Below are 21,646 nucleotides of genomic sequence, written 5' to 3' on the forward strand. Positions count from 1 at the left end.
GCCTTGGGATTCCTCATCACTCTTGCTTTACTGCGCAAGTGGAGTTTGGATGGGTACCCGCGCCAGGCGATCCTTGCGCTCATGTTCACCACAGCGTCGTGGATTATTGGGTCACTGACGGCATCGAGCCCGATCGGATTTGTACCAGTGGCGCTTATCGGCGCGCTCCTGCTTGCGCGGACACGAAGATGGCGGTTGTGGATTTTCGCGTTCGTATTGTCGGTCACAGCGGTGGGGACGAGCTCATTTGTTTTCCACCCAGCCAGTTGGGTGCTCGCGGCCCAGTACCTTGTGCTTCCAGCTGTCGGCACGCTCTTTATCGTTGCGGTGATTCTGCTCAGTGAACAGGCCTGGAAAGTGGTGCGCCGACTCGAACGCGCTCAGGAGACCGAGGCTGAGCTTGCGACCGCCCGCGAGCGGATGCGCTTCGCCGGGGACCTGCACGACATTCAGGGCCATTCCCTTCATATCATCAAGCTGAAAGCCGCCCTGGGTCGACGCGTGGTGTACACAGATCCCGACCGAGCCGATATGGAATTCAGCGAGATCCGTCGCCTCGTCGACGAGACCATTGCGGAGACGAGAGCGCTGACATATGCGCGATACAAGCTAAATTTGTTGGCTGAGCTCGAGAACACGAAGAGTCTCGTCGAGGCAGCTGGCGTGATGGTCGAGGTGAGATTCGACAACGCGGGCGGGGATGCCGCGGATCCTCTGCTAGCACAGGTTCTTCGGGAAGCTACTACGAACCTGCTTCGCCATGCGCGCCCAACCCTCGTCACGATCAGTGCCTCGCCGATATCTGTCGAAGTCATTAACGACGGCGCTGTCGATGCGGGTGGTTCTACTCTGAGGGGTCTTGCTCGTCTGCGGGATCGAGTGGAGGGCGCGGGTGGCGTGCTGTGGATCGAACAATCCACAGATAAGTTTTTCGTTTCCGCTCGGATTGATCCCGAACGCAAAACTGCGGGGATCGAGGACATACGATGAAAGAGGCGCGTCCGATTAGGATCATTCTGGCCGATGACGAGCATTTGTTGCGAACAGCACTTTCGGCGGTCCTCACTCTTGACGGGACTATCAGTGTCGTGGCGCAGGCGGAGAACGGTCGCGAGGCCGTGATGGCGACGCTTCAGCACCTTCCAGATGTACTCGTCATCGACTTAGAGATGCCTGAGATGGACGGCTTGGATGCAGTCGAATCGATTATGTCCAAAAATGCCGGACAGCGCGTACTGATGCTCACTCGGCATGCTCGGCAGGGCGTCCTCCGGCGAGCACTCAAGCTCGGGGTGCTTGGTTTCATGAGTAAGAGTTCCGACCCGGAAGAAATCGCCGAAGTGATCCGCAAAGTCAATAACGGCGATCGCTGGATAGCACACGATGTTCTTGAGGCCTCAGTTGTCGATGACTCACCCCTGACAGCGCGCGAAGCTGATGTTTTACGGGAGACACGCGAGGGGTACTCGGTCAAGGACATCGCACGGCGACTGCACCTTGCCTCTGGCACTGTCCGAAATTACCTCTCGGACGCCACTCAGAAAACAGCGACAACGACCCGGCACGACGCAGCGAGGGTAGCCCGGGACCGCGGTTGGTTGTGACTTGGAGTTCTGAACTGAAACAACACGGACCCCGTGCCTTCGACGGCGGCAGCGTTAGAGATCGGTTCGGCGACGCTCACTAACGCGGCATTTGTAACGTATTTCGAAGCTATGGACGATTGCACTGCAATCACTGACCAAAATAGCGCATGCGGCGCCTGAGATAGGGATTTGTGTCTCGTCGGCAGCGTGAAGCGCGCGCTTTCGGGATGCGCATTCCTTGCAGGCTGAGCCACGATACGTCAGGCGGACATGCCATTGACAGCGAGCCAGTTGAGGATCGTTTCCAAACTTTCGGGGTCAAGATGCGTATCCAGCTCGTTGTATCCACTGCCTGGCGACGCGGCGATATCAATCTGAGAGCGTTGATCCTCTTTGAATACGTGATTGGCGTTGGCCGGGAAGTAGAACGTTACATTGGCCATCCCCGCAGCGGCATCTTGGAGTGGAGTGCCATCGGCGTAAACGTCTACCTGGAGGTCTTTCGTGCCAATGAGAACCAACGTGGGGATCTGTACCTTCGCGAGGGAATCACTCGCCGATTCGATCCACAACTCGCGGGCGAAAGGCAGGTTCGCCGGAGCTTCGATGCCAGCAAGGGCTATCTTCACGTTATCCGGCAGGCTCGGATCAAGATCCATCTGCTGCCCGGAGGAGTATCGTGCAGCGGCCGCGTGCACCTTCGACATAAATTCGGTGTCATCGATAATTTGTGCCTGGAGCGCCAGTTGCGATATCAACACAGTTTCTATCGGCCGCCCAGGTAGTGCGGCGAGGATGATTCCCGCTAAGGGGACGCCTTGGGCCGTTGTAACGTAGTGCAGCACGTGCAGGGTTCCTTCACTGTGGCCGAGCCCCACAATTCCTGCCGAGTCCACGAAGTCCTGCCGAGAGAGCTCAGTGACGGCTGCGATCAGCTCGTCTAGATGCGATTTCATGCTCATCTTCCCACTGAGCTTTCCGGCATTCTCCATCGCGTGCGGGCCGGACGCCCGCTTGTCGTAACGAAGAGAAGCAATACCCTCATCTGCGAAGGACTCTGCCAACAGTCGGGCGCTGCCATTGCTACCGGGCAATAGCGGTGAGCACCAATCGCGATCTGTTGGGCCGCTGCCAGCAACAAAGATCACTGAAGGGAATGGCCCACCACCGTCGGGACACATAACCGAGCCCTCCATTGTGATGCCATCCAGCTTCCACGTCAGGTCAAAGGATCGTGTCATATGTGCCTTCCATTCCCCCGTTACCTAACCCGAAGCCAAAACAACGGGCAGGGCGCAAGGTTTTCAGAGCCAATCCGGTAGCGGAAGGACCACAGCCGACACGATCTGTCGCATGTGCCCCCGCCTGGCTCGTCTTTGAGCCTGGCCTAGGACACCATCGTTGCACGCGAGCACCGGGGCCGGACGCTATGAGGCTGAGTTGAGCAAGCGTTTTGCCAAACTGTTGGCGACCATAGGCCCTCGCTGCCATCCCTCGCACACGCCATTGTTCAGCAGGCAGGGCATTTACGATGGGCTCTGCCTCTGATGCCCCGTGTGCGGAGAGCAAGCTGCACGTCACCTGGACTATGAGCTGGTGCGCCGACTCGCCCACCCCTCCGGTGACGGCTTCGCGCGAAAGGATCGCCCGATACACAATGATCTGGGGGAGTCGTACGCAAAGTGCATTGTGTGGATTGCTCAAGGGCCCGAGAGAGCACCAGCCTGGAGCATCGGCGCGCTGTGCTCGGTGTTGAGCTGCCCGTTGACGGTCATGTCGCCGCTCCTGGGGTGAGGTGTACTCCTGAAGTGAGACAGGGCCGAGTGGGTTTTCCTGCGTCTTCTGGTTCAACCTATTTGTGGTGAGTGAAAAACAGATTCTGTTGCATTTGTTGATTCGTCTTGCCGTTTGCTGGCTCTGGTGTCCGCTGAACCGGGAATCTCCCAGACCGCGTTCAATCGTTGGGTGAAGATAGATCAAAAATTGAAGCGAGATGTCTCACCATCTTTGACGCGCCTATGCGCATCCCAACCATGCTGGTGGCTCTCGAGTCACAGTTACGGACGCCGCAAATAGCTTGCGGTGGAGCACCCAGCGTAGTGGGCTGACAGCTTGCTTTAGCCTCTGCCTGATCGGGTTAGTGTGGCGTGATGACTAAACGTCCTGTGCTTCCATGGGACTCGAACACGCGATGTGCATCTGCGATCTGGTCCATTGCGAAGGACGCGGCAATACTGGGCTTGATGACACCTTCGGTGAGAAGGTGTGCAGCTTGCTTGATTGCGCTGCGTGTGGGTTGACCTGCGAAGCCGCGGACTCGGCGCTGGCCAGCCGGGATCGAGCCGAGTATCGCTCCAAACGCAGCTGGCGACTTGAGTGCTGCGGTCGTCACCATCCGGCCCTTCTGCTTAAGTCGCTTCTGCCAAGCCATGAGATCGACGCCGGTGGTATCAAAGATGCCATCGACGCGCGGGATGTCACCAGGTGCAGTTCGACGGTAGTCCAGAACCTGATCGGCCCCAAGACCCAATACAAACTCAGCCGTCTGGTCAGTTGCGATGCCAATGACCCGAGCACCGCGGTGCGCAGCCAGTTGAACGATCGCTGAACCCATCCCTCCTGCAGCACCGCGAACAACGATCGTGTCCCCGGGTGTAATGGGGACGTGCGTCATAGCAGTCCAGGCGATAGTGGCAGGCACTAAAGCAGATGCCGCTTCTTCCGAGGTCATTCCGGTTGGGGCTGGCGCCAGGGCCTTAGTCGGCACGAGTGCGTAGTCAGCAAGCATCCCCACGGGGAGCGAGAACGCGTTGCCGAGCACGCCCCAAACGCGATCTCCCTGCGAGTAGCCCTTGACCTTTTCGCCGATGGCATCGACTATGCCGACCAAATCAATTCCAGTGCCGTAGGGTCCCTTCGACCAAGTTATTCGCTTGTACCAACCCGCTCGCGCGAGTACGTCGACATGATTGACACTTGTCGCCTCGACACGGACACGAACTTGGTTGATGCCGGGATTTGGTATGCCCACTGTAACTTCGCGGAGAACCTTCGGGGGTCCGTATGAATCGAATTGGATTGCTTTCAAGAGATTTCCTCACTATTGTTCGTTGGTCCTTTACTACACTCATCTTTCTATCACAAGTGGATCAACTACTCCATTTAAGGAGATCTCGTGCGTGCTGACGCTGAGCGCAACCGCGAAAAGATCATCAATGCAGCTTCAAATCTATTTAACGACGTAGGAACCTCGGTCTCGCTCAATGAAATTGCGGCGCATGCCGACGTAGGCATCGCCACGCTTCTTCGACGATTCCCTAGCAAGCAGGCCATAATTGAAGAGGTATTCGCGCGAGACCTCGATTTTTGGCTCGACAGTGCTGGCGAGGCCCGACGCTCAGGTAGTCCGGGATTGACCTTTCTAAACCTGACCCGCACCCTACTTGCCAATCAGGCCCGTCACCCACATTGCGCAGACTTGCTGGTCCACGCATTTCTAAGATCTGACAGGTTCGCCGAGCGCCGCGAGACGTTTCGCGCCGATGTAGAATTCCTGATCCGTCGGGGCGTCGAAGAGGGTGAGATCTACCCCGACACAACCTGGAGCGATCTGGTCCTGCTCATCGAGTCGGCTGGAGCACTTGCACTATTGGACCCGCACCACGCCGAAGAAAAGATCTTCCACTTGCTGGAACATTTCGAGCGGTCGTTCAAGATACGAGTGAACTGAAACAGTTCCACTGTTGGCTGTGCATCAATAGTTTTCATTTGGGGTACCAAGAGCGTGAAGGTTCGACCTCAATGGACTGTTTATCAAGGCCACACACTGAAGGGCCAACTCCGCGCTTTGAACATCAACCTTGCGTACGTACCGCAGCCTGGGCTGCCTTGTTCGGGAACTGTTACGGAACCGCAAAAGAACACGATCCTTACCTGGAAACTGATCATGAGGCCAAAGACAAGATGTTCTTGGTTCTTGGTTCTTAACTCAGACAAGAAATCAGTCACTTCTGACTGACTTTTAAACGCCGATAACCTGCCTTATGTCAACCTAAATTGGTTGATGCCGATTTCGTTTCCGATTTCAGGCGGAAGCATGTCCCTGGTGCGAAGTGAGTCCAGGGCCAACCTCGCGTACCTGCAGGAAGAAATGAAGGACAACCCGGACCCCAGACCAGCGACCTGTCTGCTCCGGCCACCAAGAGCCTGTCCGCGGATCGGCTTGCCAGTGGAGTTCTAAAAAATCACGAGGTCGGAGCTACGACCCCCGCTCGTCCGGTCCAAGATTGACACTTACCGATAGATTCATAACTGTTAGCGTATTGACACTACCCGTTAGACACGGAATCATTAGCGTATGGATGTAAAGCGAGATATGACGGTGGCCGAGGCTGCCGACCGGCTCGGCCGCAGCACGATGTCGATCCACCGTCTGATTCACTCAGGCCAGCTGACAACCACCGGGACGGTGGGTAAAGCCCTGTTGATAGACCGGTCATCCGTTGAGCGTTTGGCCGCCACCGGTACCCGGCCCGGCCGGGCGTGGACGGCGAAGACAGCGTGGGCCGCCATGGCCCTGCTCTCCGGCCAGAACCCCACCTGGATCTCCCCCTCAGAAAAGTCCCGCCTGAAGAGCAGGCTCCGCGAGCTTGACGCCGACGCTGTCTGTGTCCTGGCCCGGAACAAGGACAAGACCATCCGCTTCCGCGCTACCCAGGACGGACTGGCCGCACTGAACAGCCACCTGATCGCCAGCGGCGCCTCTGCCATGCGGGACGAAACCACCGCCGAAACCTTTGGCATGTCCGGCGGCGGCGGGATCGCCGAGGGTTACGTCATGTCCGGCGACGCGGCCGCGCTGGCCAATGCCTTCGGCCTGGTCGAAGACCCCGACGGCAACGCCATCATCCACGAGGTCGAGCTGGCCGAGCCTTTCACCGAAGGCCGGGCACCGGTCGCCGCGGTCGCGGTGGACCTGATGAGATCTTTGGCCACCCGCGAACGCAGCGCTGGCCGACGCGTCGTCGATGAGCTCCTCCACGTCTGAGCCGGCCATGGCTGAGGTGGCCACGATGTCCCAATAGCGCTCGATCATTGCCGTGTTGACGGTCTGCTGCGCTCGGTACTGCGCGTCCCGGACAAGGTGCTTCAGCCCCGACAGGACAGCGGCATAGTCTCCGGGAGATCGGGCTCAAGCTGGCTCATGAATCCACCCTAGCCCGCGGTCATTCAACCGAAGTGTCCAGAGACCGTCTGGACACTTTCCGCGACCCGGGGGTTTCCTACTGCGAGCCAGCTACTTCTCCCCGCGGACGCAAGGTTCGAACGCAGCCGCTCAGCAAGCGGGCCGCTCGGCTCTACCGGTCATCTGCCGCACCGGGCATCCAGGTTGGGTCCGCAAGAAGGTTCCCTGTAAATCTTATGAACTCCATGAGTTTCCGCAGCGACTGCCCGACTTCGGCGGCATCTAGTGAACCGAAACGATGGTTCCAAAAATGCCGAGCAGGAGGCTCCGGAGGCCAGGGGTCAGAAGGCCACCGTGTATTAACAGGCTCCCACACAGAGCCACGGCGCTCAGTTACTGGTTCTGCCCGGGATCAGGCGGGAGGACACCTGCAAGCCAGATGATGGACTGGCGCTGCCGGTATTCCAGCACATCTACATCCTGATCGCTTTCAACCACGCTTATGTCGATGGAGGCCAGCCGCTCTTTAAGGATGGCCGGATCGATCAGGCGCGCCAGCATCAGCGCCCGAACAAATTCAAAGTCCTTTTCACGGTGCGCCATCAGCTTCGCCGTGCACAGGTCGTGGGGTTCTAGGCACAAGCCTGTGGCGTTGTTTGTCGCTTCGTTGCGCACCCCGACTAGCCGGTACTCCCAGTCCGGGGGCAGTATTGCTGTTCTCTTACCCACCCCTTCGATATAAAAGCCGTAGGTGGCGTGGAACTCCGACCACTCCCCTGCGTCAAAGCTCAGTTGATCACTCAAAGCATCGGCATCAGCATCTCGCATCGGAGCGATGTCGACCTCCGGTGACATCGTCGCAGCTGCCGGCAGCTGGTCCTCACTGTAGGAACCTAAGATCGACTGGCTGCCGATGATAATGACCTGGTCGTCCCGGATGATTTGGGTTGCGGCACGGATAGCGTGCTCGAGTTCAACCCTTCGCAAGGAACTGCGCTTTTTTCATGGCAACTAGCCTATCTTCGCCACTCAAAGCTCCGGCGAAGGGACTGATCTGGCGCAGATCCCGGCCCTTTTCATCGTTAGCGAGCATTGCCTTTTCTAGTGATTCATCGGGCAGTTCGAGAAGTTCGTCCCACTCCTCAAGCCAACGTTCAGCGACGGCAGCACGCGGGGTGCTACGCATTCTTTCAAGGTTGCTGCGTGCCAGGTTGCGCAGCCGCAATGGCTCCTCATGCAAGCGCATACCAAGCATGACGTGCAGCTCATAAGGGAACCGTTCTTCGCGCCGGGCCTGTGGGTGCCGGGCTTTCGCCGTGCGGAGGGCATCCTGAATCACCGACGGGCTGCTTCCAAGCCGCGCAGCAATGGCCCGCACGGATAGCCCTGAGGCGCTGAGGCCCAGGATGCACTCCTGACGCCGACGTGCGCTCAGCAGCATTTGCTTCCGGGCATCTTCCGTCTCGGAGGCGGAGGCAGCCGCCTCGGTCGTCAAACGGTCGATAATGCTCTGATCCATTACTGTATGGTACCCCCATACAGTTTACAGGCAAACCTTGATGCCGCCGAACTCGTGGGGACCGGCCAGCAGAACCTCCAGCTGTATGAGCTCAAAGGCCTACTGGAACCCGGGCGGACTGTCGGAGGAACGCGTCGTTACAGTGAGCAGGACCTGGATACCCTGCGCCGGATCAGCTCATTGCTCGCGGACGGGTTGAATCTAGCCGGCATCCGCGTTGTCCTTGACCTTGAATCGGCCAATAAGCTCCTGCACAAGCAGCTGGCTGCAGCCCGGCACCACCGAGACTAGGCATCGGCGGCCCCCACCAGGCCATGGGAACCGGAGGCATGCGCGTCAGGCGGTGACATCCCTTCCGAAGCGGGTCGGCCAAGGGCGTTTAGGATCTGCCCCGCGCTGAAACCGCAACCGTACCTAACCGACCCACCCTATATCTCTCGCTCGTAGCACCTCAGTGGTTCGGAATCTGGGCGCAGCAACCTGGCCATACTCGGCGCAAGCCCTGAGAGGGCCCGACCTCATTGCCTCGGTAAACCACAGAACCGAGGCCACTCCCCCGGGCCGCTTTACGACAAGAAAAACACCAGAATCAGAAGCACATTTAGGGGTATGGGCCACGGTGCTGGATTGTTTTCCATCGTCAGCAAGCACTGAGAGCATCAGCTGGGCCGGGTTAGGCGTGAGGAGGGTGGTCGCGGACCTGACTGGCGGACTCGTGGTTGCGTCGGCGTAGGAGTATGGCGTCAGCGGCGGCCATCGCTTCTTCCGCGACGATCTCATAGTTGTCTGCTGGTGCACTCAGGGCGATGGAATTTTCGCCGTACTTGTCGAAGGCGAGTCGCACGAGGTCCTCGGCTCGTTCGATTCTCAGGGCGAGCACTATGTGCCCGAGGTCCTCGATGTCTTTGGCCCGTTCCGCAGCCATTTTCATGGCAGCCAAGGTGGGCAGGTCAGCGAGCCTGACGCCAGAGGAGGTTCCCGCGGGGCCCGCGATCCACTGAGCCTCATCGGGGAGAAATGCTGCAGCGTTACGGTTCAGCCAGTTCGGGGGAAGTCCGTATTCTGCGGCCATGCCCGCAGCGACCTCTTCGACAATGTCGCTAGAAGCGTACTGGGCATCAATGTCTCCAGTGGCTCGATCTAGCACGCCATGGAGCAGGAGCGCGGCCCCACCGACAATTTGAATATCTAGCGCAACGCCTCGCGTCGTGCGCCGAGCCTCAACCTCGCGGAGTAACTGTACGACGTCCTCGCACCGAAAATCACGTCCCGCGGTCAAAGCGTCGCCAGATCTCGTTCGCGGATCCACACGTTCAATGCAGCGATCTCGCGAGGAGTCTCAGCCCGGATGAGATCCTTCATTCGCTCGCTTACCGGATGAAGCTTTTCAGCTAAAAAGACCGGCTCCGAGGATACCTTAGCCCGCAGGGCCCATCCAGGGGTGGGAGTGTGCGTTTTCGCAGCCACCCAGCGAGTGACTGCTCCAAGGGCTGCCCGGTAGGCATCATCATCCATGGTCGGGGCGACAGGCATGAGTGCCCGACCGGCTGAGAGTGATGCGCTGGCGTACTCACCCATTAACCGGAGGGCGAAATGAAAGTCACCCTCACGGATTGTCCTGGCGAAGTCTTCGGCGAACTCACGTGTCTGTGGATCGTTTGTAGCTATGTCTAGGTTGAGGGCATGCATCACCTTTAAGGCCAAGCCGAAAGACGCTCCATCTTTTCCGGCTTCCAAGTCCACGATGAACTTCCGCGATGCCCCGATAGTGTCGGCCAGCGACTGTTGCGTAAAGCCTTGAGCTTTCCGTCGCTCGCGCAGTACACGACCAACGGCCTCAACGTTCATGTCCATAGCGCAAGTATGACACCATACGGTTACATTCACTGCCAAACGTGTCCAGCCATAGGGCGAGCCCTCTCGCGGAAAACGCACTGTCACTCATTGCAAATGAGAACAATTCTCATTAGTATCGTTTGCATGCGTCTTACTGTTCTCAGTTCCCTTGATGTCTTGTGTCGGCAGCAGGCGTGTGAGGTCCTTGCAGCCCAATACCCGGCGGCTGTCGTGGTTCTCCACGACCTCCTCGAAGACGGCGTGGTAATCCGCCGCATTTTTGGCCGGTCTGGGCCGATCGGGCGGGAGGAAACCTTGCTAGAACACGGCTGTTTGAGCTGCACGGTCCGCTTGGATGTGGTTCCCACGATCGAAGGCCTCCTGGCTGAGGGTGCGGAGCACATTATTATCGGTCTGCCCCCGGCGGTCCCTGCGTCCATGGCCGTTGATGCGCTCAAGAGCGGCCTTATAGCCCCGGTTGTTATCGATTCGGTGGTGTTGGCGTGTGCACCGGATGCTCTTGAAGACCACATTTGGGACCATCACACCATCTTCGAATCGGGGTTCACTGCGGCCCCTGATGATCAGCGGACTCCTGGGGAATTCATGATTGGTGAACTCGCCTTCAGCGACACCGTCCTCTTGAGCGAGCCTGAGTTGGTTCCTGTGGATCCGCGGGAGCGCGCCCGCGGCGTGCAGCTCCTTGGGCACCTGGCCCCGCACGCCCTCATCACCGAAAACGCCTGCGACATGGGTCCTGGCAGACACGACTATGAAGAGGCAACGGCCAGGATGGTTCCCGGCGTGGTGCGGGTTCCGGCCGGGTCGTCCGCGTCTGCTTTCATGACTGTCGCCCGAGAGCTCCAGCGCCCACTCCATCCCGAGCGGTTCCGCCACGCGTTATCTACCTTGGCGCAGGGCTGTTGCTGGCTCCGCGGCAGGCTATGGATCGCTGCGGTACCCGAACACCGGATCGTTATCCAAGGCATCGGACCGCGCATTTGGCTGGAGAACACCGGACCGTGGCTCGCCGGCCAGAGACCCGTTCCGGCCTCGAACCGGGCGAACAAGGATGGCATGGCACTGGACAGACGCTATGACTCTTTTGACCGAGGAACAGTCCTCGCAGTCACCGGCGAAAACATCGACGCCGCGGAGATCACCCGGCTACTCGCAGAATGCGAACTCACCGACGCGGAACTAGCTAACGGCCTTACCAGCCTGCAAGACCCCTTCGACCTCACCACAGCCCACTGACCACAACACCCTGACCACAACACCCTGACCACAACACCCTGACCCCTACTCAAGGAGCACCACATGAAAGTACGAAACTCGCTACGGGCACTGAAGAACATGCCGGGAGCGCAGGTAGTTCGCCGCCGTGGCAGAACCTTCGTCATCAACAAGAAAAACCCTCGCATGAAAGCCCGCCAGGGCTAACTGTTTCTGATAGTCCCGGCCGGGACCCTTCACCGTGCCCGGGCCTAGACATTTAAGCGGGTGAACACCGGATCTTGGGCCCGGAACAAGGACCCAAGAAACTGACCAGGTGATCGACCCCTTAACGGGCGAGGAAAGGTGACTGCAATGCGCAAGAAACGCACACCGACTAGCGGTACTGAACCCGACGGTCTCCTCATCGCCGTATGTGAAGGTCATCGATGCAATGCACTCCACCGGCTCGCCGACGCTCAAAAAGGTGCCGATCGGTTACGACCGGCCATCACGAGTAGTAGGGGCGCGGTACTAGTCTCTGCACAGTGTCTCGGCGCTTGCGCCAGCGGGGCCGTTGCAGCTGTCGCCCGCCGCGACGGAGCAACAGGCTCAACCGGCCCATCCTTATGGTTGGGCGGCATAGATCAACCAAGCGTCCTTGACGCCCTTCTAGGATGGATCACAACCGAGAGCACCAACAGCAGCGCCGACGCCCGCGAGACGCTGCCGCCGGCACTACACAACACAGTCATCGGAGTCGGCAACCCGATCCGTACTCACAGCCACAATTGAGTACACCCACCCGCATCCGGGCCCTGGCATTCTTGAGTCCAATAGTCCAAAGATCTTTGGACTATTGGACTCAAGCCAGAATCTAGCTAGACACCCACACCACAGAGATCTCGAAAACACCATCTGGGACTGCCCAAGTGAGACCGAAAAGATCATCATCGACAGCGACAAGTAACACCCACCGAGCATAGAAAAAGCCCGGACCCTAGATATCTGAAGTATCTAGGCTCCGGGCTTTCTCGTCCCGATATTCTACCGGCATCATCCGGCGAACCCCCAAGATTCACCGGGCCGGGAAAACGAGGGCACCGGAACCGCTGAAAATGCGGGCGGTCCGCCGCACCAAGGCTCACCTCACGTGCGGGCTCACCAGCGCCGGACCGCCAATAAACCGCGACACATCCTTAGCCTCACCCCGGGTACAGCGCAGCAGTTACCGCCACAGAGTCGTATAGGCGTAACTGTTTCCATTTGGAACACAGCCCTGAACTAAGCGCACGAAAGAACCAAAACCTGGGCGCAGCATTCAATCCTGCTTCACAGTTGGCCTTCGTGTTAAACGCATACAAGTGATACGTCGCAGCTTGCGCAGGTGCGGCCAAAGCGACGCCTCCCCCCACAATCATGGACGTGGCAACAGCAGCGGACGTGAGCTTCCTCTTCAGAGTCATCATTTCGTTAGACTAATTGCCGACAAAGGAAGGGTCAATGCGCTTGTCTGCTCCGGCCCTCGCGTGGGCTGCGCGCCCGGTCTCACCCCGGGGACAGTGCAGCAGCCTCATGGAACTGAACTACATCATCAAAACTTCGTACTCGTACCCGTTTCCGTTCCGCTCACAGCCATGAATCAGCCGCACAAAAGACCCAAAGCCGGGCATAGCAGCGGCTAGATTCGCCTCACACGTCGATTGATAACCTGACCAATAATGCTTGGACGTCGCAGCCTGAGCCGGCGCAGCCAAAGCAATACCCCCACCGGCCAACAATGATGTAGCAACAACAGCGGACGCGAGCTTCCTCTTCAGATTCATCATTTCCTCAAACTATGCGCCGCTACAGGAACGGGCAATGGGTACAACTCCCCACCACACCTCCAACCCCTCGCCCACCTGGGCACGGCAAAAGCTCACCCCTACGGGCTTTTCCCGCACACACCTGGACGACGGGACCCAAAAGGCCGGCTGACCACAACCACCAGGTCACCACCACCGAAGGACCTCACCACAGGTATGCCGGCGATCATGGACAGCCTCCCAAAATGCTCGGATACAAAACCCCAGACCTCAAAGATCCAACGATCAAAAGATGCCTGGACCATCCACCGGAGCCGCCATGGCTACGAACGCGCCAACGGTCAGGTTTGGGTGCGCGGTGCGGTCTTCACGATGCTCTCTTCCGAGGACCACGAACGGGACGGCTCACGCCACAAAAACGACGGACCCACCACCCAAAATTGTCGCCGAAAAATCAGATAGAAACTCCTAGAATACAAGTCCAAACCCTGTTTATTCAGGTCAATGATTGCTAGAATAGAAGTATCAAGTCAAGCAGTCGAACGCAACTAAAACTCATACGAAACCAGGTACTGACAATGACTTCCCCAACCACCGATTACACGGTCTACACCAAGCCGGCCTGCCCCAACTGCGAGAAGACCCGCGCGTACTTCGAGGCCAAGGGCATCACCTACACGGCCATCGACATCACCGAGAACCCTGCCGTCCTTGAATACATCACCGCCGGCCTTGGCTACTCACAGGCACCGGTCATTGTGAACAACACCGATGAGGCGGACCACTGGGCAGGGCTACGGATGAACAAGCTCGTCTCGGCAACCCTGAACATCAGGAAAGTCTCGGCATGAACAACCACACCAACACCACAGATCACACGGCATTCTTTGACACCTTCGGCGTCCCGGTCGAACACCGCACCGATCCGCAGATCCTTGCAGCCGCTGATGCAATCGCCGTGATCGCGGACAGCGTTGATCCAGAAGATCACCAGCACGCCGTGGCCACCAGAAACATCATCATCACCGACTATGTCGCACGTATCGGTGACCGGCTCGCGGAACTCTCCTAATCCACCCCCCCCACAGCCGCCGCTACTCACCGGGCGGGGCTCAATGGTAAGGAATTGATCATCATGACCGGCGAAACAACCATCACCCTCATCGGGAACCTCACTAGTGACCCCGAGCTGCGGTTCACCCCCAGCAGGGGCAGCGGTAGCAAACTTCACCATCGCCTCCACGAACCTTTGACCGCCAGACCAGTGAGTGGAGAGACGGCGACACGCTCTTTCTGCGCTCTAGCGTTTGGCGAGAAGCAGCCGAACACGCAGCAGCGTCGCTGACAAAGGGCACCCGCGTGATCGCCTCGGGGATCCTCAAACCCCGCACTTACGAAACGAAAACCAAAGAAACACGCACCGTCATCGAATTCGAGATCGAAGAAATCGGCGCATCCCTGCGCTACACCGACCTCGGCATCAACCGCACCCAAAGCAAAACAACCCGGACCCCAGAACCGATCAATGAAGAGACCAGCACCAACGCCGGTACGCACATGCTGGCCCCTGCCATCATCGATGAGTTTCCTCCCGGGGATCCATGGTTCGGGCAAACCGCGAACCCGTCCGGCCGCATCACGCCGAGGAATTAAAGAAGCCAGGTCGCCGGTACCTCACGGACCGGCACAAACATTTTTTGAAGACCCATGAAGGAGACACGCGATGACCGAAACAACTATCCACCCTGACGGACTTGGCATCATCCGAGGCGCCCATCCTGGATCGCTCCATGGATGGCCACAAGAGCAGCTGGCATCATGAACTGGTGGTTTACAGCGGGGATAGCCGCTGCTGCCACAGCGTCTTTATTCGCTGTAATAAGAATGTGGATCGAAACGCTTCGCAGTGGCCGCAGAACAATCCCCAATGAAATGCTCCCCAAGTACTACCCCGCCGGCATCACCCTAGGGTTCAGTATTTTGGGGTGGTTTTTCTGGATTCCCCATTCAGAACTCAGCCAAGCGGCAATCCTTTGGGCAGGTATTTCAGGCGTAGGAATCGGAACGCTAGTGATCTATGGAACCTACGTCGCAGCCACGTGGCGAACGAAGCGAGAGGCGAATAGGTGAGTTTCCTCAACCAAGAACTTCTGCGACTATTCATCACTTTCGACCATGACTAGGCCCACCGCGCATATCACCCCTTACTTCACTGCGGCGCAGGCAGACCAAGTCCGTGCAGCACTCCAAGCTACTGGGGCAGTGGAGGGTTACGCGTCAATATCTGATCTTGTTGTTGCCGCGACGATGCGTGAGGTCAAACGACTCCAACGCAAACACAACGCAGGCAGAGTTTGGGACGGCGTACCAGCCGGAGCACTGCGCCCCGGAATGCGGACCCGCGCCGAAACCGCAGCATCCGAGGACCGCAACTAGATTGCTATAAAACCACACCCTTATCGGTGATTTCGTGCACGAGGTTCAATTCCTCCGGTACGTGTGGCCTCTGATTTCTTGTCCACGTGTAACGAAGTTCAGGTGCCATGCCCGCAACGGCTAAGTCGTTCATCTGCCGGGTTAGATCCCTTTTGCTGTCAAGTGGCGCGCGGAGCCAATATCTATTGCTGCGTCGTCCCCAAAACATGTTCCACGCGGAGTTTTGCGACGGGTTTTTTGGATTAGATTTTGGGCCGATCACATGACGCGGAATCTAGCGTTTCTCCGGCGGGGGAGTGGCTCGGTTGGGAGTGTTCCAGTTCGAAGGACCTGAAACACAGCTGGTATCCTCGCAGTTCCCGGGACTTGAAATAGTTCTCAGTGAGGCTCCGAACCGGTGAGTAGCTAAGTATTCCCGGGGTCATTGGTGTAGTCGAGGATTGGTTCGCCGCGATCGTCGTAGAAGATGGTGGGGCTTGGGCGCTTCCCGAGGTGTTTCTGTTCGGCGGTGGGAATTTTGTTGTAGATAGAGGCGGCCGCAGCTACGGCCATGGACGAGGTATAGGTTCCATTGTGGTGGGCCCGGCGCAGGGCGTCATCGACGAGGGCGATGTAGAAGTTGAGTTTGCCGGCATGCGGCGGCTGAAATTTGCCGGTTTTGAGTTCGGTGACAACGTATCTGTTTTTCATCCAAGTGGAAGAAGTGCACCCGAGAAGCTCAGGAATTCAAGGTTGCAGGGCTCTTCCGCGATCTATTGTGCCAACTCGGAATCCTGCGCGGCAAGGTGTTGGTCTAGGCTCGATGGTGCCTTGCCGGTTCTTTCCAGCGTCCGATCCATGGTCATGTTCAGAAGAACCTTTCTTCACCGTTCGCCAGCGAACGTGGTCGTGTACTGCACGTTGCGCGGTGATAGACCATTTAACTCTGAAAATTCTCCCTGCAGGTCAGTGTGGAAACACTTGGTGATCCTGCTCCTCAGCCGTGGTGTTTCTGCTGGTGCCTTACGTCATTTCCAGTGGTCCAGTACAGCTCGATCAACTCTGTACTGACCGTGCGTAGGGCCTTAAATCGCGCAGTCCTACCGGTGGTTTTCAGATCGTCAACGAGTTCGGCAGAGCTTCGGCCCTCGGTAGCGGCTGATTTTCCGGGTCGGGCGGTGACTAAAGTACGGACGCGCCGGCGCTTACCGGGTTGGGAAACCTGCCGTGGAGAGGAGAAGCCAGGGGAAGCTTCTAGAAGAATGTTCATATAGTGGCTTTTTTCTGCCATGGGAAGCTGCGTCAGCAGTTCGTAGCCTTTAGAGGTGAGTGATACCAATAAGGACGACAGCCGGATATCCCTGCCAGATGCGCCGCCCGATCAACAAAGGATGCTTGATTCTGGGCGGGTCGCGTGCTGGAGTGAGCCCGTTGTCATCGATACCTATGCCCCGGGCGAGCCTGACAGGTATCCGCTGTTTTTAGACCGCCGGGTGTATCAGGGGTCGAAGGGCAAGGTGTACCCAATGCCCTTTATTGACAGCATCGCCACTTCGAAGGAACCACGGCTTTGGCAGGCAATCCATCTGGAGAACGAGTTTGTTCGGCTCATGTTGCTGCCGGAGATTGGGGGCAGGATTCATATCGGGTTCGATAAAAAAGCCGGTTATGACTTCTTCTACCGGAACAACGTGATCAAACCGGGCTTGGTAGGACTTGCCGGACCCTGGATTTCAGGAGGAGTTGAGTTCAACTGGCCCCAGCATCACCGTCCTGCTACCTTCCTGCCGGTGGAAACCGCGATTGAGCGCGGTGACAATGGCGATGTCACGGTGTGGCACAGCGATCTCGATCCTCTGCAGCGGATGCGCGGCACGCATGGCGTTCGTCTCCGTCCCGGGAACTCCCTCCTTGAAGTCGAAGCGCGGCTCTACAACTGCACGGACGTGCCGCAGACGTTCCTGTGGTGGGCAAACGTGGCAGCCCGGGTGCACGAGAAGTACCAGTCGTTCTTCCCCACCGATGTTCGCTTTGTAGCGGATCACGCACGGCGAGCCGTCACGGCGTTCCCGCGGGCCGACCGCCCCTACTATGGTGTGGACTACCCTGCTCTGGCCGGTCAGGGCCAGACGGACGCGGACCGCATCGATTTCTATTCCAACATTCCCGTCCCCACCTCCTACATGATTACCGACACGGAGGATAGCTTTTTTGGGGGCTACGACCATGAATCCGACGCCGGGTTCATCCATTGGGCTGACCGGTCCATTTCGCCGGGTAAGAAGCAGTGGACGTGGGGAGACGGTCCAGTGGGCAAAGCCTGGGACGCGCACCTCACGGATACCGACGGCCCGTACATCGAGCTTATGTCCGGTGTCTTCACCGATAACCAGCCTGACTTTAGCTACCTTGCTCCCGGGGAGACCCGAACGTTCAGCGAGTTTTGGTACCCGATCCGGAACATCGGACCGGCGCATCAAGCGAACCTGGACCTTGCGGTTTCACTTCAGTTGAACGGGGCCAAGTGCGAGGTCAATGTCGGGGTTTCCAGCACGGCCACCCACGAGCAGGTTACAGTCTTGCTCAAAGTCCAGGGCACGGTTGTTCACTCCTGGAACGTGGGGATCTCGCCAGCGGAACCCTTCACGGAAGTCGTCCAGTTGACGGCACCTGCGGACGAAGTTGACCTGACCCTGCAGGTCCTGGAGGGGTCCGACGAACTGATCTCATGGACTCCTCGTGAATCCTCCGCAAGCCACGAGGAACCCTGTGCTGCGACCGAGCCCTTAATGCCGGAGGCCATCGGGAGCCAGGACGAGCTCTACGTCACGGGCATCCACTTGACTCAGAATCGGCACCCGACCCGGTCGCCGCTTCCTTATTTCGAGGAAATGCTCCGCCGGGATCCATTGGACTCGCGCGCATCAGTCGCGCTGGGTTCGGCGCACTACACCACTGGCCGGTACGCCTTGGCGAAGGAGTTGTTGGAAAACGCACTGGCCCGGCTAACCCGTCGCAACTTGAATCCCCCCAGCGGCGAAGCGAGTTACCGGCTCGGGCTCGTGTTGGAGCGTAGCGGCCATTTGAAGGACGCCATGGAACGGTACGGAAAAGCAGCCTGGGATAAGGGCTGGGCGCATCCCGCGAACCTGGCGATGGCGCGAATGACACTCAGGTCAGGAAGTCCGTCCAAGGCGTTGCGGCACGCAGAATCCGCGCTGCGGCTTGACCCTGGAAGCCCCGAGGCGAAGCACCTGTTGTTCCTGGCACTTACGGGGTTGGGGCGCGGGGACGAAGGGTCCCGGCTGCTGGGGAGCATCCTCTCCTCCGATCCCTTGGATCCTGTGGCGTTGGCACTTGAGGGTTCATTGGACACTGCAGACCCCAAGACTTCTCTGACCGTTGGGTGCTGGCTTGCCCGAGCAGGGCAATGGCAGCTCGCGCTTGACCTTACCGAAAGGGACGCCTCTCCGGGCGCCAACAAAGCGTTCGGCAACCCGGAGCCTTTGCGCCGCTACCTCCGGGCTGCTTGGTTGGAGGAGCTTGGCAATAGAGAAGCGGCTTCAAGGGAACGGTCTGCGGCGCGGACCAGCGACACTACGTATGCGTTCCCATACGGGCTTGATGATGTCGATGCCCTCAACCGGGCGCTGAAAGCCGATCCCCGCGACACTCTGGCACACGGACTGGCTGGGTGCTGGCTGCTGGACGCTGGACGCACGAATGATGCGCTCGCCCATCTGGAAATATCGCTCTCGCTTGGTTCCGCAGACCCTGTGGTGTGGCGGAACGCTGCCATCGCCACGGTACGTACCGGAGGAGATTCCGCGCGAGCTGACTCATACTTTGCGCGCGCCCTCGCATTGAGCCCAGACGACGCCCGGCTGCTCTTTGAGCGGACCATCCTTTCCAGCCTTCGCGGAGTGCCTGCGGCGGAACAGCTTGCTGCCATTGAACGCCATGACCGTTCCGTCCTTGACCGTGATGATCTCGCGCTTGTCTATGTAAACCTCCTCCTCGACGCCGGCAGGGACAAGGACGCATGGCAGATCATGACGACGCGCCACTTCCAGCCGTTCGAAGGGGGCGAGGGGATGGCTTTAGCCGCGTACGACCGGGCAGTGGTCCAGCGCGCACGGAGGCTGATGGAGCAGAATCCCTCGGCAGCTGTCATGCTTCTGCGCGAAGGCATCGACGCACCAGCTAACCTCGGGGAGGGCCGGCACCCGGCCCACAGCATGGCGGAACGGCTCGTCGCCCTTGGTGACGCCTTAAAGCTGTCTGGGGACCGGACGAAAGCTGAAGCCGCCTGGAATCGGGCCTGTGGGGAGAGAACACCGCTTGCCGTAGATGCGGAATCAACCGGTCCAGTCGACTACTGGAGAGGCATCGCCTACACCAGACTCGGCAGACACGCGGAGGCTGAACTCGTTTGGCAGGACATCGAAACTCGGGCCGGTGAGCTGGAATCAGCTCCCGACGGCCCGGACTACTTCGCAACCTCGCTCCCCAAGTTACTGCTCTTCGACACCGATACCGCAACAACCCGGGCCAAACGGGCCAAAGCGCTGCGCGACGTGGCCGCACAAGGCCGAGAACACCAGAAAGAGACGGCAAACCTGTGACTGAAACCCCGAGGTACCTGGGCTCCGGAACGACCGACAGCGATACTGCCGGCCTGACAGGCGCACCGCCACGGCATCTTCCGCAGCGTTTGACCATCTCGCTCTGGGACTTCTCCTGGTACACCCGCGCTGAGGAAGGCGGCCCATACGCCGATCTGGACGCGACCTGCGCAAAAGCAGCGAAGCTGGGCTATAACACGATCCGGATATGCGCGGCCCCCCTGCTGCTCTTCGGCGATCTTGGCCTGGAGGACCTGGCCATAGACCTAGACATCGAAGGACTCGGAAAATCCCCGGACGGCGGCTTCTACGGCAGAGGAACACGTTGGTACGACGCACCGGGCGGGTATCGGATCAACCTGAGTGAGCGGCTTCTGGAGCTTTTCGAGGCCGCTGCTCAACACGGCCTGGTGATCATCCTGGCCAGCTGGGAATACCAGCAGTCAACAGTTTTCGCCGGTTCTTCACGGTGGTTCGACGCGATCGATGCTGTTCCGTTGGATAGCAGGTACCGTGCCCTTGCCGAGGCCTGGGACCGCCTCATCGGCACAGTCACCGCAGCCGGGTACCGCGAACGCATCGCCATGGTTGAACTGCACAACGAAGTGGACTTCTCCATCCTGCCTGCCCTGTCTGAGGGTGGTAGCCACGAACTGCACCGCCTTCGGGAACGTCACCCGGACCTGCTTGTCACCGCGAGTTACGGCAAACCCCCACACCTTGCGATGCACACCCTGCCCGAGGGATTAGGTGCTGCCCAGTTCCACGTCTATAGCTACGGAGTACTTGAGGCACTGCAGGAGCTGATCGACATCCGCTCCGAAGCTACCGCCGATTTCCCCAACTCTTCGCTGTCTGCCCTGTTGCGACCAGGGGCACCCTCTGTCGCGGAGTACGGCCGCCTTGCTGACTGGAAATACCGCGCTACCGTTGTCACCGACCAGATGTTCTATGGCTATGACTGGATTGACCCGGATGCGTGGGACACCTGGCTATACAACAATTACGGTCCATACCGGGAAGTGATGCGGCGCGAGATCGATTCGCGCGTAATAGCCATCGCAGCCTGGGCCCGCTGGAAGAATACCCCAGCAATAGTGGGCGAAGGATGGATTGGCTACACTCCGCTCCATGGCACCTTCGAGGAAGGCCCCATCGGGCGGGACCTGGCCGAGGGTGGCATCAAGACAGCGCTGGAACAGGGCGTGTGGGGTATGGTCCTGTGTTCCAACGCGGCCCCTCACCACCCGCTGTGGAGTGAGGAAGCCTGGCAGCAGCGGATGAACAGCTACATCCTGTCCCTTACGCCGGAGGGTCAGGACAGTCGGCCACAACAAGAATCCAGTGAATAACCATCCATATCGTGGAAAGAGCTTCCCATGCGTCCAGACCGAAGCAGCATCGAGCCGCTCAACGTGACCCATCGGCCTCACCAGAGGCCACTTCAGGATCCACCG

The 21,646-nt window shown here is 58.9% G+C and carries 20 protein-coding genes and 1 pseudogene; 14 read left to right on the top strand and 7 right to left on the bottom strand.

The window, feature by feature from the left end; all coding sequences use genetic code 11:
* Positions 1 to 3 precede the first annotated feature (3 nt).
* Together QMG79_RS00260 and QMG79_RS00265 are read left to right on the top strand one after the other, a co-directional pair.
* Positions 4 to 990, top strand: a complete 987-nt coding sequence (locus tag QMG79_RS00260) for a sensor histidine kinase (protein WP_283536570.1) — start codon at positions 4 to 6, stop codon at positions 988 to 990.
* Positions 987 to 1,604 (top strand): response regulator transcription factor, encoded by a 618-nt coding sequence (locus QMG79_RS00265; protein ID WP_283536571.1) that lies wholly within the window; start codon positions 987 to 989, stop codon positions 1,602 to 1,604. Before QMG79_RS00260 ends, QMG79_RS00265 begins: the two co-directional genes overlap by 4 nt.
* Before the next feature lie 242 nt (positions 1,605 to 1,846).
* On the opposite strand, the gene QMG79_RS00270 is transcribed toward QMG79_RS00265, so the two are convergent.
* Entirely contained in the window at positions 1,847 to 2,827 is a 981-nt protein-coding gene (locus tag QMG79_RS00270; protein ID WP_283536572.1) for an alpha/beta hydrolase family protein, read from the bottom strand.
* Positions 2,828 to 3,723: 896 nt separating this feature from the next.
* Positions 3,724 to 4,674 (bottom strand): quinone oxidoreductase family protein, encoded by a 951-nt coding sequence (locus tag QMG79_RS00275; RefSeq protein ID WP_283536573.1) that lies wholly within the window; start codon positions 4,672 to 4,674, stop codon positions 3,724 to 3,726.
* 87 nt (positions 4,675 to 4,761) lie between these two features.
* Between QMG79_RS00275 and QMG79_RS00280 the strand changes: the two genes are divergently transcribed.
* Together QMG79_RS00280 and QMG79_RS00285 are read left to right on the top strand one after the other, a co-directional pair.
* Positions 4,762 to 5,316: a TetR/AcrR family transcriptional regulator gene (locus QMG79_RS00280; protein WP_283536574.1), complete on the top strand. Its 555-nt coding sequence runs from the start codon at positions 4,762 to 4,764 to the stop codon at positions 5,314 to 5,316.
* A gap of 627 nt (positions 5,317 to 5,943) precedes the next feature.
* Positions 5,944 to 6,633 (top strand): helix-turn-helix domain-containing protein, encoded by a 690-nt coding sequence (locus QMG79_RS00285; RefSeq protein ID WP_283536575.1) that lies wholly within the window; start codon positions 5,944 to 5,946, stop codon positions 6,631 to 6,633.
* Positions 6,634 to 7,164: 531 nt separating this feature from the next.
* Here QMG79_RS00285 and QMG79_RS00290 read toward each other — a convergent pair.
* On the bottom strand, positions 7,165 to 7,758 hold the full coding sequence (locus tag QMG79_RS00290) for a DUF6036 family nucleotidyltransferase (protein WP_283536576.1): 594 nt from the start codon (positions 7,756 to 7,758) through the stop codon (positions 7,165 to 7,167).
* Entirely contained in the window at positions 7,745 to 8,290 is a 546-nt protein-coding gene (locus tag QMG79_RS00295; protein ID WP_283536577.1) for a hypothetical protein, read from the bottom strand. Before QMG79_RS00295 ends, QMG79_RS00290 begins: the two co-directional genes overlap by 14 nt.
* A gap of 6 nt (positions 8,291 to 8,296) precedes the next feature.
* Between QMG79_RS00295 and QMG79_RS00300 the strand changes: the two genes are divergently transcribed.
* Positions 8,297 to 8,581, top strand: a complete 285-nt coding sequence (locus QMG79_RS00300; RefSeq protein WP_283536578.1) for a MerR family transcriptional regulator — start codon at positions 8,297 to 8,299, stop codon at positions 8,579 to 8,581.
* A 382-nt stretch (positions 8,582 to 8,963) separates the two neighbouring features.
* Here the strand turns inward: QMG79_RS00300 and QMG79_RS00305 are convergent, their stop codons facing one another.
* Entirely contained in the window at positions 8,964 to 9,569 is a 606-nt protein-coding gene (locus QMG79_RS00305; RefSeq protein WP_283536579.1) for a DUF6036 family nucleotidyltransferase, read from the bottom strand.
* Complete coding sequence (locus QMG79_RS00310; RefSeq protein WP_283536580.1) at positions 9,566 to 10,144, bottom strand: helix-turn-helix domain-containing protein; 579 nt, start codon at positions 10,142 to 10,144, stop codon at positions 9,566 to 9,568. The genes QMG79_RS00305 and QMG79_RS00310 overlap by 4 nt, the downstream gene beginning before the upstream one ends.
* A 126-nt stretch (positions 10,145 to 10,270) precedes the next feature.
* Between QMG79_RS00310 and QMG79_RS00315 the strand changes: the two genes are divergently transcribed.
* From QMG79_RS00315 to QMG79_RS00345, 7 genes and pseudogenes are all read left to right on the top strand, one after another.
* Positions 10,271 to 11,383 carry a GTP-binding protein gene (locus tag QMG79_RS00315; RefSeq protein ID WP_283536581.1) on the top strand — a complete coding sequence of 371 codons (1,113 nt, stop codon included), beginning with the start codon at positions 10,271 to 10,273 and terminating at the stop codon, positions 11,381 to 11,383.
* A gap of 63 nt (positions 11,384 to 11,446) precedes the next feature.
* Positions 11,447 to 11,569, top strand: a complete 123-nt coding sequence (gene ykgO, locus QMG79_RS00320) for a type B 50S ribosomal protein L36 (protein WP_283536582.1) — start codon at positions 11,447 to 11,449, stop codon at positions 11,567 to 11,569.
* A 2,158-nt stretch (positions 11,570 to 13,727) separates the two neighbouring features.
* On the top strand, positions 13,728 to 14,000 hold the full coding sequence (locus tag QMG79_RS00325) for a glutaredoxin family protein (RefSeq protein ID WP_283536583.1): 273 nt from the start codon (positions 13,728 to 13,730) through the stop codon (positions 13,998 to 14,000).
* The gene (locus QMG79_RS00330) at positions 13,997 to 14,221 is read left to right on the top strand and encodes a hypothetical protein (protein ID WP_283536584.1); all 225 of its coding nucleotides are present in this window, start codon (positions 13,997 to 13,999) and stop codon (positions 14,219 to 14,221) included. The genes QMG79_RS00325 and QMG79_RS00330 overlap by 4 nt, the downstream gene beginning before the upstream one ends.
* A 63-nt stretch (positions 14,222 to 14,284) precedes the next feature.
* Positions 14,285 to 14,643, top strand: a pseudogene (gene ssb, locus QMG79_RS00335) (single-stranded DNA-binding protein); the annotation flags it as partial.
* Between the two features lie 300 nt (positions 14,644 to 14,943).
* A complete protein-coding gene (locus QMG79_RS00340; protein WP_283536585.1) occupies positions 14,944 to 15,279 on the top strand; it encodes a hypothetical protein in 336 nt (111 codons plus the stop codon).
* 45 nt (positions 15,280 to 15,324) lie between these two features.
* Positions 15,325 to 15,585: a ParB family protein gene (locus tag QMG79_RS00345; protein WP_283536586.1), complete on the top strand. Its 261-nt coding sequence runs from the start codon at positions 15,325 to 15,327 to the stop codon at positions 15,583 to 15,585.
* A 405-nt stretch (positions 15,586 to 15,990) separates the two neighbouring features.
* Here QMG79_RS00345 and QMG79_RS00350 read toward each other — a convergent pair whose 3' ends face one another.
* Positions 15,991 to 16,275: a PDDEXK nuclease domain-containing protein gene (locus QMG79_RS00350; RefSeq protein ID WP_283536587.1), complete on the bottom strand. Its 285-nt coding sequence runs from the start codon at positions 16,273 to 16,275 to the stop codon at positions 15,991 to 15,993.
* A gap of 614 nt (positions 16,276 to 16,889) precedes the next feature.
* Between QMG79_RS00350 and QMG79_RS00355 the strand changes: the two genes are divergently transcribed.
* Together QMG79_RS00355 and QMG79_RS00360 are read left to right on the top strand one after the other, a co-directional pair.
* The gene (locus QMG79_RS00355; RefSeq protein WP_283536588.1) at positions 16,890 to 20,189 is read left to right on the top strand and encodes a DUF5107 domain-containing protein; all 3,300 of its coding nucleotides are present in this window, start codon (positions 16,890 to 16,892) and stop codon (positions 20,187 to 20,189) included.
* The gene (locus tag QMG79_RS00360; protein WP_283536589.1) at positions 20,186 to 21,541 is read left to right on the top strand and encodes a cellulase-like family protein; all 1,356 of its coding nucleotides are present in this window, start codon (positions 20,186 to 20,188) and stop codon (positions 21,539 to 21,541) included. The genes QMG79_RS00355 and QMG79_RS00360 overlap by 4 nt, the downstream gene beginning before the upstream one ends.
* Positions 21,542 to 21,646 lie beyond the last annotated feature (105 nt).

It is taken from the genome of Pseudarthrobacter sp. PS3-L1 (genome assembly GCF_030063285.1).
Taxonomy (GTDB): Bacteria; Actinomycetota; Actinomycetes; order Actinomycetales; family Micrococcaceae; genus Arthrobacter.